The following is a 12115-nucleotide window of genomic DNA, read 5'->3' as shown; positions in this document are numbered from 1 at the left end:
GGCGCTCATGATCCGGCCTTCTTTTGAAAGATTCCGGGTTCACCCAAGCGGTGGGCCACCTTATTGGCGGCAAAGATCAACAGTGCGCCAACCACTCCCTTGGCGAGACCGGCAGCAGCACCTGCACTCCAGCCACCGCCAACAACTCCGGCGAAGTAGGTGAAGGTGTCCAGGACCTCCGAGGCTCCTGCACCAACGGCGTCGTGCTGGAGAAGGAATTGTTCAAAGCCGACGCTAAGGATGTCGCCAATGCGCAGGATCAACAACAAGACGATGATGGAGCGCAGGCCCGGAAGGGTAATGTGCCACATCCGGCGCCAACGGCCAGCGCCGTCGGCCGCGGCTGCCTCGTAGAGTGAGCCGTCAATGGCTGCCAGTGAAGCGAGGAAAATGATCATGGCCCACCCGGCGTCTTTCCAGACCAGCTGAATGGTGGCCAACAACGGGAACGTGTCCGGATTGGTCATGAAGGGAATGGTGTCCATCCCCAGATCGCGCAGGCTGTTGTTGACCAAACCGGCGCCGCCAAGAACCTGCTGGAACAGGGCAATGACAAGTACCCAGGACAGGAAGTGCGGCAGGTACACCAGTGATTGGAACCAGCGGCGAAGTTTGTTGCTGACCAGGGAATCCACGATCAAGGCCAGCCCCAGCGGGACGGGGAAGAACAGGACCAGCTGCCATACGGCCAGCACGATCGTGTTCCGTAGTGCAACCCAGAAATCCGGGTTGAAGTAAAGGTCTACGAAGTTTTGCAGACCTACCCAATCGCTTCCTGAGATGCCAAGAAACGGCTGGTAATCCTGGAAGGCAATGACGTTGCCAAGGATCGGGATGTAAAAGAACAGGGCCAGAAACGCAACACCCGGAATCATCATCAGGAGCATCTGCCGGTCCCTGCGCAAACGCGTCTGCCAAGGGATCTTTCGCAGCGGGATACCGAGCTGCGGCTGGGCCTTCTTACCGGCCTTCTTTCCCGGCTTCTTTCCCGGCTTGCCCTCGGCTGCAGGGGCGGACCCGGGAAGTTCAGCGGCAACGGCAAGTTGCTCCGCCGATTCCTGTTGCATCTGGCTCATAGGTACTCCTGATCTTCGTGGAACGGTCAACTCCTCCGCCTAGGCCACAATTTTGTGACTTCGACATGCATTGGTTAACCGATTAACAACGATAAGTGACTCAGGGCACAGATGCAAGATGTTGGGCAAAATTCTTTTCAAATCGTCAGTAACAATCATGTTTCAGATTGGTTACCGCAAAAAGAAACGCCCGTCCCCGCTTTCGGCACCCGTCGGAAGACGGGGTGGAAAACGGGGACGGGCGCGGCCCAGCGGGGTCTCGACAAGCTCGACCAGCGGGGACGGTTGTTACCCTTCGACGCCGAGCGTCTTCAGGATCAGTTCGCGTACGCGGCCGGCATCGGCCTGTCCGCGCGTAACCTTCATAACGCCGCCAACAATTGCGCCAACGGCCTGAACCTTGCCGCCACGGATCTTGTCCGCAACGTCGGGCTGAGCTGCCAGGGCTTCGTCGATCGCGGTCTGGAGTGCGCCGTCGTCGGAGACCACGGCGAGGCCGCGCTTGGCCACGACCTCGGTGGGCGTACCTTCACCTTCAAGGACGCCGTCGAGCACCTTGCGGGCCAACTTGTCATTGATAGCGCCCGAGGCGATGAGCTTCTCGATCTCCACCACGACGGCGGGCGTGACACCCAGTGCGGCGGGGTCGACGTCGGCCAGCTTGGCACGGCGTGCGATCTCACCCATCCACCACTTGCGGGCGGCGGCTGCGGAGGCACCGGCTGCGATGGTCTCCTCGATCTCGTCCATGAGGCCTGCGTTGACCACGTCGCGGAACTCCAAATCGGAGTAGCCCCAGTCGGCCTGCAGGCGCTTGCGGCGCTCTGCCGGCGGCTCGGGCAGGGTTGCGCGGAGCTCTTCAACCCACTCGGCGGAGGTGACGATGGGCACCAGGTCCGGTTCCGGGAAGTAGCGGTAGTCGTCGGCGTCGGACTTGGGACGGCCTGAGGTGGTCGACTTCGTGTCTTCGTGCCAGTGACGGGTTTCCTGTGTGATGGCCACACCGGAATCCAGAACGGCAGCGTGACGCTGGATCTCAAACTTCACGGCATTCTCGACGGCGCGCAAGGAGTTCACGTTCTTCGTCTCGGTACGGGTACCGAGCTTCTCCTGGCCGTGCGGGCGCAGGGAGACGTTGGCGTCGCAACGGACGTTTCCGTGCTCCATCTTGGCCTCGGAAACGCCAAGGTTCTTCACGATTTCGCGAATGGCGGCGACATAAGCCTTGGCCAGTTCGGGGGCGCGGGAGCCGGCCCCTTCGATGGTCTTGGTGACGATTTCCACCAGCGGTACGCCGGAGCGGTTGTAGTCAACGAGGGAGAAGTCGGCACCCTGGATGCGTCCGGTGGAACCACCCATGTGGGTCAGCTTTCCGGCGTCCTCTTCCATGTGGGCACGTTCGATCTCGACATGGAAGACGGTGCCATCCTCGAGCTCGATGTCGATCCAGCCGTCGTAGCAGATGGGGTCATCGTACTGCGAGGTCTGGAAGTTTTTCGGAGTGTCCGGGTAGAAGTACTGCTTACGCGCAAAGGTGCTGTGCGGGGCGATCTTGCAGTTCAGTGCCAAGCCGATCAGGATCGATGACTCGACAGCCTTCTTGTTGACAACCGGCAGTACGCCGGGCAAGCCCAGGCACACCTCGTTGACGTTCGTGTTGGGCTCGTCGCCAAACACGTTCGGGGCGGAGGAGAACATCTTGGTCTTGGTGTTCAGCTCAACATGCACCTCGAACCCGAGAACGGGTTCGTACTTTTCCATGGCTTCTTCGAAGCTCAGAATGGTGTCAACGCTCATTAGTTAGCCTCCTCGGCTGCAGGGGTCTCGACAGGCTCGACCAGCGATGCGGCGAGTTCGGGGGCCTGGTTCAGCATGGGGCCGCCCCACTTCGCCTCAAGCAGGGATTCCAAAACAGCACCTACGCGGTAAACGCGGGCGTCCTCGCGGGCCGGAGCCAGCAGCTGAATACCAACGGGCAAGCCGTCTTCGTCAGCAAGACCGCCAGGCAGGGTCAGGCCGGGGATGCCGGCCAGGTTTGCCGGGATCGTGGCAACGTCCTGCAGGTACATGGACAACGGATCATCGAGCTTCTCGCCGAGCTTGAACGCTGTAGTGGGCGTCGTCGGGGAGATCAGCACGTCAACCTGGGCAAAGGCAGCCTCGAAGTCACGCTGCACTAGGGTGCGGACGCGCTGCGCGGAGCCGTAGTAAGCATCGTAGTAACCGGCGCTCAAGGCGTAGGTACCCAGGATGATGCGGCGCTTGACCTCGTCGCCGAAACCGGCGGCGCGGGTGGCACCCATGACGCGCTCGATCGTGAGCGGGCCTTCGGTGGGCAACGTGCGCATACCGAAGCGGACGCCGTCGAACTTGGCGAGGTTAGAGGAAGCCTCACTGGGCATGATCAGGTAGTAGGCACCCAGAGCGTAACCGAAGTTGGGGCAGGAAACCTCGACGATTTCAGCACCTGCTTCGCGCAACAGCTCCAGGGATTCGTTGAAACGGTTTTCAACACCGGCCTGGAAGCCTTCGCCGTGCAGCTCCTTGATGATGCCGATCTTCATGCCCTTAACGTTGCCAATGCGGGCGGCGTCGGCCAGTCCGGTGGAGGGGTCAGTCAGGGAGGTGGAGTCCTTGGCGTCGTAGCCGCCGATGACTTCCTGCAACAGTGCGGAGTCAAGAACCGTGCGCGATACCGGGCCGATCTGGTCCAGCGAGGATGCCATGGCGATGGCTCCGTAACGCGAAACCGCGCCATAGGTGGGCTTGACGCCAACGGTTCCCGTGACGGAACCGGGCTGGCGGATGGAGCCACCTGTGTCGGTACCGAGCGCCAGCGGAGCCTCGAAGGAGGCAACGGCGGCAGCGGAACCGCCACCTGAACCGCCGGGGATCCGGTCAAGGTCCCAGGGGTTGCGGGTGACGCCGTACGCGGAGTGCTCCGTGGAGGAACCCATAGCGAATTCGTCAAGGTTGGTCTTGCCCAGCATCGGCATGCGTGCTGCACGGATCTTCTCGATGACGGTTGCATCGTACGGGCTCATCCAGCCCTCAAGGATCTTCGAGGCAGCCGTGGTGGGCTGGCCCTTCGTGACGATGAGGTCCTTGATGGCGATGGGCACACCGGCGAGCTCGTGGAGTTCCTCGCCTGCGGCGCGGCGGGCGTCCACATCGGCGGCAACCGCGAGGGCTTCTTCGCCGTTAACGTGCAGGAACGCGTGAATTCCGCGTTCACCGCCGTCGATCTCGGCAATGCGGTCAAGGTGGGCCTGGACCAATTCAACGGAGGTTACTTCTCCGGCGGCCAGCATGGCGGCCATTTTGGCCGCGCTGGAACGGATCAAATCAGATGCAGTCATGGATTAGCTTTCCTCCAGAATTGCCGGAACCTTGAAGCGGCCAGAAGCCGCATCGGGCGCCCCGGACAGGGCTTCGTCAACAGTCAAGACATGGCCAACCACATCTTCGCGCATGACATTCGTCAGCGGAATCGGGTGTGAGGTGGCGGGAACATCTGCCCCTGCAGCCTCGCTGACGCTCTTGATTGAATCCACAATCACTGCCAGCTCAGTGGCCATGCGGTCCAGTTCGTCGTCGCTCATCTCGATGTGAGCCAGTTGCGCCAAATGCGCCACGTCGTCACGGTTGATCGCAGCCATGGATCTCCCCTACAAAAAAGAAAAAAGTTATCCCCACTAGCTTATCGTTTTCGCGCTCGATGATTTGCCCTGTGCCCGGAGATCGCTATCTCGTTGCCCACACCATGCCGGCGCGCCCGATGCTTTGGCCGTTAGCGCTGCGCGACGAGTTCGATTTCAACCTTCATGGCCGCGTCGAGGAAAGGCAGTACGTGGACAATTGCCATGGTGGGGCGGATCTCGCCAAAGACTTCGCCGTGGGCCCGGCCGGCCTCTTCCCAGGCGCCGATGTCAGTCAAGTAAATCTTGGACTGCACGACGTCGGCAAAGGAGAATCCTGCCTCGGCCAGCACGGCCTCGAGCTTGGTCAGGATGTAGGCGCTCTGCTCATAGAACCCCTCGCCCACGACCGTCCCGTCCGGACCGGCGGCCGAGGTCGCGGAAATGTACAGGGTGTCATTGACCTGCACTGCGCGGGAGTAGCCAAGGGTCTTTTCCCAGCTGGAGCCGGAACCGTAAATTTTGCGCACGTGTTTGTCCTTTGCGTCTTGGGCATCGCGCCCGAATAGTGGAGCCACCACTATAAGTGAAGGACATCGCGGCGGTGCATTTCATTGCGGTTTTCGACGACTTGCCCCCTTGCCACACGGGTCAGGCGCCGCTCCCCCTACAACTCCATGCGGTAAACGCGAAGCATCTTGCCGTTTTCCGGGATGGGCCAATCGCGTTCCGGTGCGCGGGTGAATCCGAGTATTTGGTACAACGCATGGGCGGTGTGCCAGTTGTCTCCTGTGGTCAGGCTGACGGCGGTAATGCCCTCTGTGGCGCGGGCCTTATCGAGAATGTAGGCCACCATGGCTTTTCCGGCGCCGCTGCGTTGAACCTTGGGGTCCACCACGAGGAGGCGGAATTCCAGCTCGTCTTCAAGGGCGATGTCCGCCCAAACATCACCGTAAACGGCCAAGGTCGCCGAGCCGATGACCACGCCGTCGCGTTCGGCCACGATCATGGGAGCCACCGCCGCCCGCTCTTGGACACGCATGATCTGCTTCATGTACGGGTACTCGGCGCTGTCGAAGTACCCGGCACCTAGGTAGGCATCGGCCGTAATCCGGGCAACGACGTCGTAGTCTGCTTCGGTGATGGGGCGGACTGCAATGCTCATGCGTTATTGGTTCCTGGATCGTGAGTAATTTTCACCGTCATGGCCGGTGCCACCTTCATTTTCCACCACCAGCTCCTTCCCTCCAATTCCTTTAAGCAGCTCCTGCGGGTCAGGGCGGGATCCAAGATTCCTTTAAGCAGCTCCTGCGGGTCTCGAAGCCGAACACCCACCGGTGCTGCTTAAGAGAATCCCGCTGATAGCCGCAACCCGCAGGTGCTGCTTAATGGATTCCAGAAGGCGACGCGGCCCTATCCCTCGTCTGTGGATAACTCCGAACACGCACAGTGATTTCGGACCAAACTGGGATCATGTCGCTTCGAACCCAACTTCCCGGCTATTTGGCCTGGCGCTCCTTCACCTATAGCGAGGGAGTCGCCGCCGGTGCCACGCCCAGCAGGATGCGAGCGAAGGATCTTTCCAAGCCCAGTCGCCAGATCCGGGTGCCACAAGGAAAATCGCAGAGCTTGCTGGACCGGGTTCGCCCGTACACAGAGCTAAGCGACGGTGGCACGATCTCGCACGTTACCGCTGCCCAACTCCACGGTTTTCCATTGCCATGGTTCGATGACGAGATCAAGACGGTCCATCTGACCAGGCCGGCCGGTTCGGTGCAACCCCGGCGCAAGCACGTAACTGGCCACAGCATGCGCCTTCCTTCAGAGGACATCATGTACTTAGGCGGCGTCCCTGGTCACCACACCCGCGCGGACGTTTCTGGATCTGGCCACCGTTCTTGACCTGGACGATCTGGTTGCCGTGGCCGACTTCCTCGTGTGCGAGCACGAACGGCACTTTGAACCGCGGAAGTTTGCCATCGTTGCAGCAGAAATACTCCGCACATTCATTGCCGGTAAGCACCATGCTCCCGGTCTGGGCAAGGCCAAAGCTGCCCTGGAGTTAATGCGTGTAGGCGCAGATTCGCCGCCGGAGACAAAACTGCGTCTACTGCTACAGCGGGCCGACCTGCCCGAGTTCACGACGAACTACGCCATAGGGGGAGATCCGCTGGTCTGGCCGGACCTAGCCTGCGAGAAGCACAAAACCAGCGCTCAATACGAAGGTGAGATCCACAAAACCACGCAGAAGCAACTGTTCGACAGGAACCGGGACGAGCGCACCGCCGCCCGCGGGTGGCTGCAGATCAAGGTGTACAGCGCCGATATGCGGCGCGGCGACGCCTACGTTGTTGACATGTTCCGAACGGCACTGCGCCAGCAGGGTTGGAACGGCTAGCATTTCGTCCTCAGGCAAGAGCAAGTCGAGGCAGATCCGGCTCAGCCTAGATCCAACCCGGCTCGGCCCAGCCGAACCCTTGTGCCGGCACGTCAGTTTCTGACACAACGCCCGATATCTGCATCGCTGGCGGCAGCCGCAGTCCTGGCCCCCAGCGGGTCTCCTCCGGCAGCAACGCGAAATTCCCCAGCGATGGTGCCGGCGCCTGTGGATCCGAGGGCTCGGAGCGCATCAAGTCCACAGCCGTCCGGGCTAAGGAAAGCTGTGCATTGCGAACTGTTCCGCCCAGCCGGTCACGCCACGCGTTGATGGCCGCCGCTGCGCAGATATATCCCGTTGCGTGGTCAAGCGCCTGGACAGGGAGCGGATGTGGTTTGTCCTGCCCAAAGTGCACCATCCCGGCGTGGGCAATCCCGCAGCTCATCTGCACTAGGGAGTCAAAGCCGCGCCGGTTGACCCACGGACCGCTCCATCCATACGCATTCAGAGCAACATTCACCAGATGCGGATACCGCCTGGCCAGTTCAGCTTCGCTCAGTCCCAATGCAGCCAGTGCATCCGCGCGGTAGCCGTGAATGAAAATATCGGCATCAGCCAGCAGGGTGTGCAGCGTCGACAATCCCTCAGCGGTTTTCAGGTCCAGCCGGGCACACCGCTTGCCCACCGTCATCTCGGCTTCAAGAGCAGCCTCGGCCCAGTCGGGAGGGTCGATTCGCAGTACCTGAGCGCCATACATTGCCATGAATCGCGTAGCCACGGGACCTGCAATGACCCGGGTCAAATCAAGTACCCGCACCCCTGCCAACGGTCGACGCGCGGTGGCGAGCCGGGAGCGGGCGGAGGCTCCGGCGTCGTCCGACACCGATGGAACGGCCCGCGGATCACCCCACGCAAGCAACGGTTCTGCGGCCACCGCAGCCCCCTGTGGATGCTGCCGCCATTCCTCGGGCGAGCGCATCAGAGCAGCGCAGCCGTTCGCGGCGACCACCGCATTTTCCAGGGACTCCCCCTTCCAATGCACGACGGCGGCAGCCACAGTTGCGCGGTCGGCGCCGGCTTCCAGCCCGAGCACCTGCAGGGCGGCGGCACGGTGATGCGGGGCGTTGGTGTGCAGCCGAATCCAGCCGTCGGCGCACGGATAGTCGCCTGCGATGGCATCCCACACTGGCGGCAGCTCCCAGCCGACGGGAGTGAAGGATATGCCAAACCACAGCGAGGCCAGATCACGGTCAACGGAGATTTCCGTCGTCGAAGCGCCATGGTGACGTGCCAGCAGGGCCACCGCGGTAGCGGCATCGGCCATGGCGGAGACAGCCAGCCCGGTCACGTCAAAGGCAGATGGGAGCGTTCCGATTCCAGTGATGTTCATGGCCACTACTCAGCAGGCGCGAAGCTGCCCTCAAGCCCCGGCACGCACGCGCCTGTCCAAACTGACAGAACCTCTTCCCGCGTGGGCAAGCCGTTGATGGCAGGACTCAGAACAGGACGGTGCACCCAGGCCCCGGCCTCCTCGGCAATGAGACCGCCCGCGGCAAAGTCGTGTTCAAAGAGGCCATATTCCAGGTAGGCGTCAACGGATCCCTCGGCCACGGCGCACAGCTCGAGCGACGCCGAACCTAGGCGGCGGAAGTCACCAAAGTTGTCCATGCGATCGTCCAATTCGGAAACCAGCCGGCGCCGAACCACGGGATCATACGTCAGCGCCGTGGACAGCAGAGTCCCGCCCCGAATTTCCGTAGGACCGTTCAAGGGCCGCACCGATTGGACGCCGTCGGCCCGAATCTCATCGAGCCACGCGCCGCCACCCAGCGAGGCAAAGTACACCCGGCGCAGGGCAGGTGCGTTTACGACACCAGCCACCCACTCCCCGCTGGGCCCCATCACGGCCACCGAGGTGCCGTAGTAAGCGATGTTGCGGATGTAATTCATGGTGCCGTCCAGCGGGTCAATGCTCCACCGGTACCCGGAAGGCTCGGCGGGCAGGGCCGGTGCCAGCTCCTCACCGGTGATGACGTCGTGCGGACGGGCGTCGCTGATGACGGCCCGGACAGCCCGTTCGGCAGCCAGGTCAAAGGCCGTGACCCAATCGGCATCGGACGATTTTTCCGTGGCACCAAAGCCCGCAGGATCACGGGCAGCCAACACGGCGGCCCCAGCGGCAGCAGCCCTCAGAGCAACTTCCAGGAGTTCATCAACACTTACAGCTTGCGGGGTCATGGTGATCCTTTGCTTCGGGGGTTGACTGACGTTATTCGGCAGGCACTTCGGCAAGCTCTTCGGCAGGCGCCGGTCCGGTAGCAAGAAGCGCGATGAACGCTTCCTCATCCAACACGGGGATGCCCAGCGATTCGGCCTTGTCCAGCTTGGTTCCGGCGGCTTCTCCGGCCACCACATAGGAAGTGTTTTTGGAGACCGAACCGGCCGCCTTGCCCCCGCGGGTGATGATGGCTTCCTTGGCCTCGTCCCGGCTCAGGGTCGGCAGCGTTCCCGTCACCACAATCGTGAGCCCTTCGAGGGTGCGCGGCATGGATTCATCCACGGCGTCGGCCATGAGTACCCCTGCCGCAGCCCAGGCCTCGATGATCTCCTGGTGCCAATCGACGGCAAACCATTCGATTAACGCCTCCGCGATAATCCCGCCAACACCGTCAACATTGGCCAGTTGCTCCCGCGCATCCGGGGCCAACAGCGCCTCTTGAATGGCCGCCATGTTGCCGTAACGAGTGGCGAGGGCGCGCGAGGCCGTGGGTCCAACGTGCCGGATCGACAACGCGACCAACACCCTCCACAGCGGAGCTTTCTTGGCCTTTTCCAGTTCCTCGTACAACTTTTCCGTGGTCTTGGTCGGAACCGACGGCTTCTTCGAAGTGGCCTTGGTGTAGAAATACGGCACCTGCTGGAATTTCCCGGTGCCCTCACCCTTGGACCGAATTTCACGCCAAACCACGACGCCGGACAGGTCAAGATCGGCGATCGAGAAGACTTGCGCTTCACTCACCAAGGGACCGGGGCCGGCCGGGGCGATGACGCCGCTGTTCTCGGCCGGGTCCGAACCCGGTCCGGAGGTCAGGGCCATGGCGGCCTCATAGCCCAGTGCCTCAATGTCGAAGCCGCCGCGACCGGACAGGTGCGCCACCCGTTCGGTCAGCTGGATGGGACAGGACTTCGTGTTGGGGCAGCGGATGTCGATGTCGCCGTCCTTGGCAGGTGCCAGCTCGGTGCCGCACGACGGGCAGTGCGTTGGCATGACGAACTCGCGCACGGGCGGATCCTGCAACTCTCGCAGCGCCATGACGGGGCCAACGATTTCCGGAATGACGTCCCCGGCCTTGCGCAGCACCACGATGTCGCCGATCATGACGCCCTTGGCCTTGACCACGTCCTGGTTGTGCAGCGTGGCTCGTTCCACCGTGGATCCGGCAACCTTGACCGGTTCCATGATGCCAAAGGGCGTGACGCGTCCGGTCCGACCCACCTGTACCTGAATGTCCAGCAGCTTCGTGTGAACTTCTTCCGGCGGGTACTTGTACGCCACGGACCAGCGGGGCACGCGTGAGGTGTGGCCGAGTTGGCGCTGCGTGGCCAGATCGTCCACCTTGACTACGATGCCGTCAATCTCGTGGATAAGATCGTGCCGGTGCTCACCGTAATAGGCGATGAATTCCATGACCTCGCCCAGCGTGGACACCACCTTGTAGTACGGACTGATGGGCATGCCCCACGATTTCAGCAGCTCATAGGTGTCCGACTGGCTTTCGGTAGTAAGCCCCTCACGCGCGCCAATGCCGTGAACATACATGCTCAGCGGCCGCTTGGCCGTCTCCGCCGGGTCCTTCTGCCGCAGCGAACCGGCCGCCGAATTCCTAGGGTTCGCAAAGGGTGCCTTGCCGGCGGCAACCATCTTCTCGTTCAGCTCTGCGAAGTCCTTGGAGGCAATGAAAACCTCGCCGCGAATCTCCACCTCGGCCGGGAAGTTCTCCCCGTGCAGCTTCTGCGGAATGTCCTTGATGGTGGCCACATTGTGAGTGATGTCCTCACCCGTCGTGCCGTCGCCTCGCGTGGCAGCGCGCACCAGCACTCCGTCGCGGTACAAAAGATTCACGGCCAGTCCGTCGATCTTCAGCTCGGTCAGCCACTGCGGAGCCTGCCCGCCTTGCTTTTCCACCGACGCCGCCGCTTTTACGAGCCAGCCTTCCAACTCCTCCAGCGAGAACACGTCCTCCAGCGAATACATGCGCGCAAGATGGTCGACGGCGGCAAACGCCACCGAGACATCCCCACCTACCACTTGGGTTGGGGAATCATTCGTTACGAGTTCCGGATGCAGCGCCTCAAGCTTTTCCAGCTCACTGTAGAGCAGGTCAAATTCCGCGTCGCTGGCCAGTGGGGCGTCGTCGTTGTAATACGCCGCGCGGTACTTTTGGATCAAGTCCACCAGAACGCCGTAGCGCTCACGTGCTTCTTGGTCCGGGATGACCTCGGCGGAAACTAATTCTGCGGAAATTTGCTGGGGTTCTACTGGCTCGCTGCTCACGGTTCTATCTTGCCGCATAATGGCCGCTATGGCTCTCCGGACACAAAAATGCCGGTTCCCGCATGATGCGGAAACCGGCATTTACTGCCACGTGTCAGTGAGCGGAGGTGTCGACCTGCTGCTGCTTCTGCTTGTTCACCAAGGTCTTGACCTGGCCGAGGTCTGAAACAACGTTGGCCAGCTGCTTCTTGGACGTCGGCCACTGCTGACCCTTGAAGTTGTTGGCGTCGGGGCCTTCCCAGCGAACCGACTGTGCCTTGCTGTCCAGCGTCGACATCACCTGAGTGATCTGGTCGATGGCCTGCCCCAGCTTGGAGACCAAATCAGCCATGTCTGCCGGGTCGTTACCAATCATTCCACCTGCCATGATGCACATCCTTTAGAAGAAGTTCTGGCCCCGATGGCTTGTCCAACCGGGCGACTAATAGAAATCTAACAAGCGATCAGCGCAGCGTCGATGGGGACAACT

At 61.8% G+C, this 12115-nt stretch carries 12 protein-coding genes; 2 read left to right on the top strand and 10 right to left on the bottom strand.

Annotated elements, in window-relative coordinates; translation table 11 throughout:
- Positions 1-5: 5 nt before the first annotated feature.
- From ACP7B9_RS10795 to ACP7B9_RS10770, 6 genes are all read right to left on the bottom strand, one after another.
- Positions 6-887 carry an ABC transporter permease gene (locus ACP7B9_RS10795; protein WP_425863555.1) on the bottom strand — a complete coding sequence of 294 codons (882 nt, stop codon included), beginning with the start codon at positions 885-887 and terminating at the stop codon, positions 6-8.
- Positions 888-1364: 477 nt separating this feature from the next.
- On the bottom strand, positions 1365-2873 hold the full coding sequence (gene gatB / locus ACP7B9_RS10790; RefSeq protein WP_425863243.1) for an Asp-tRNA(Asn)/Glu-tRNA(Gln) amidotransferase subunit GatB: 1509 nt from the start codon (positions 2871-2873) through the stop codon (positions 1365-1367).
- Positions 2873-4435: an Asp-tRNA(Asn)/Glu-tRNA(Gln) amidotransferase subunit GatA gene (gene gatA, locus ACP7B9_RS10785; protein WP_425863241.1), complete on the bottom strand. Its 1563-nt coding sequence runs from the start codon at positions 4433-4435 to the stop codon at positions 2873-2875. Before gatA ends, gatB begins: the two co-directional genes overlap by 1 nt.
- Before the next feature lie 3 nt (positions 4436-4438).
- Positions 4439-4735, bottom strand: coding sequence for an Asp-tRNA(Asn)/Glu-tRNA(Gln) amidotransferase subunit GatC (gene gatC, locus ACP7B9_RS10780; RefSeq protein ID WP_110485428.1), 297 nt, complete (start codon positions 4733-4735; stop codon positions 4439-4441).
- A gap of 131 nt (positions 4736-4866) precedes the next feature.
- Positions 4867-5244, bottom strand: coding sequence for a RidA family protein (locus ACP7B9_RS10775; RefSeq protein ID WP_425863239.1), 378 nt, complete (start codon positions 5242-5244; stop codon positions 4867-4869).
- 137 nt (positions 5245-5381) lie between these two features.
- Complete coding sequence (locus ACP7B9_RS10770) at positions 5382-5879, bottom strand: GNAT family N-acetyltransferase (RefSeq protein WP_425863236.1); 498 nt, start codon at positions 5877-5879, stop codon at positions 5382-5384.
- Positions 5880-6187: 308 nt separating this feature from the next.
- On the opposite strand from ACP7B9_RS10770, the gene ACP7B9_RS10765 reads away from it, so the two are divergent.
- On the top strand, positions 6188-6616 hold the full coding sequence (locus ACP7B9_RS10765) for a hypothetical protein (protein ID WP_425863234.1): 429 nt from the start codon (positions 6188-6190) through the stop codon (positions 6614-6616).
- Positions 6617-6635: 19 nt separating this feature from the next.
- On the top strand, positions 6636-7112 hold the full coding sequence (locus ACP7B9_RS10760; RefSeq protein WP_425863232.1) for a hypothetical protein: 477 nt from the start codon (positions 6636-6638) through the stop codon (positions 7110-7112).
- Positions 7113-7158: 46 nt separating this feature from the next.
- On the opposite strand, the gene ACP7B9_RS10755 is transcribed toward ACP7B9_RS10760, so the two are convergent.
- The 4 genes from ACP7B9_RS10755 to ACP7B9_RS10740 form a co-directional block, all read right to left on the bottom strand.
- Positions 7159-8481, bottom strand: coding sequence for a CoA transferase (locus ACP7B9_RS10755; protein ID WP_425863230.1), 1323 nt, complete (start codon positions 8479-8481; stop codon positions 7159-7161).
- A 5-nt stretch (positions 8482-8486) separates the two neighbouring features.
- Complete coding sequence (locus ACP7B9_RS10750) at positions 8487-9329, bottom strand: inositol monophosphatase family protein (protein WP_425863229.1); 843 nt, start codon at positions 9327-9329, stop codon at positions 8487-8489.
- A gap of 31 nt (positions 9330-9360) precedes the next feature.
- The gene (ligA, locus tag ACP7B9_RS10745; RefSeq protein ID WP_425863227.1) at positions 9361-11664 is read right to left on the bottom strand and encodes an NAD-dependent DNA ligase LigA; all 2304 of its coding nucleotides are present in this window, start codon (positions 11662-11664) and stop codon (positions 9361-9363) included.
- A 76-nt stretch (positions 11665-11740) separates the two neighbouring features.
- Entirely contained in the window at positions 11741-12013 is a 273-nt protein-coding gene (locus tag ACP7B9_RS10740) for a WXG100 family type VII secretion target (RefSeq protein ID WP_425863225.1), read from the bottom strand.
- Positions 12014-12115: the final 102 nt, after the last annotated feature.

The sequence above is a fragment of the Arthrobacter sp. TWP1-1 genome (assembly GCF_049897845.1).
Classification (GTDB): domain Bacteria; phylum Actinomycetota; class Actinomycetes; order Actinomycetales; family Micrococcaceae; genus Specibacter.
The sequence above is the reverse complement of the archived record's forward strand: the minus strand, read 5'-3'. Positions and strand labels throughout refer to the sequence as shown.

Bases quoted from the DNA above. Each gene is read 5' to 3' on its own strand.
- ACP7B9_RS10750 (WP_425863229.1), bottom strand. From the start codon at position 9,329: ATGACCCCGCAAGCTGTAAGTGTTGATGAACTCCTGGAAGTTGCTCTG.
- ACP7B9_RS10765 (WP_425863234.1), top strand. From the start codon at position 6,188: ATGTCGCTTCGAACCCAACTTCCCGGCTATTTGGCCTGGCGCTCCTTC.
- ligA (WP_425863227.1), bottom strand. From the start codon at position 11,664: ATGCGGCAAGATAGAACCGTGAGCAGCGAGCCAGTAGAACCCCAGCAA.
- gatA (WP_425863241.1), bottom strand. From the start codon at position 4,435: ATGACTGCATCTGATTTGATCCGTTCCAGCGCGGCCAAAATGGCCGCC.
- ACP7B9_RS10795 (WP_425863555.1), bottom strand. From the start codon at position 887: ATGCTCCTGATGATGATTCCGGGTGTTGCGTTTCTGGCCCTGTTCTTT.
- ACP7B9_RS10755 (WP_425863230.1), bottom strand. From the start codon at position 8,481: ATGAACATCACTGGAATCGGAACGCTCCCATCTGCCTTTGACGTGACC.
- ACP7B9_RS10770 (WP_425863236.1), bottom strand. From the start codon at position 5,879: ATGAGCATTGCAGTCCGCCCCATCACCGAAGCAGACTACGACGTCGTT.
- ACP7B9_RS10740 (WP_425863225.1), bottom strand. From the start codon at position 12,013: ATGGCAGGTGGAATGATTGGTAACGACCCGGCAGACATGGCTGATTTG.
- gatC (WP_110485428.1), bottom strand. From the start codon at position 4,735: ATGGCTGCGATCAACCGTGACGACGTGGCGCATTTGGCGCAACTGGCT.
- gatB (WP_425863243.1), bottom strand. From the start codon at position 2,873: ATGAGCGTTGACACCATTCTGAGCTTCGAAGAAGCCATGGAAAAGTAC.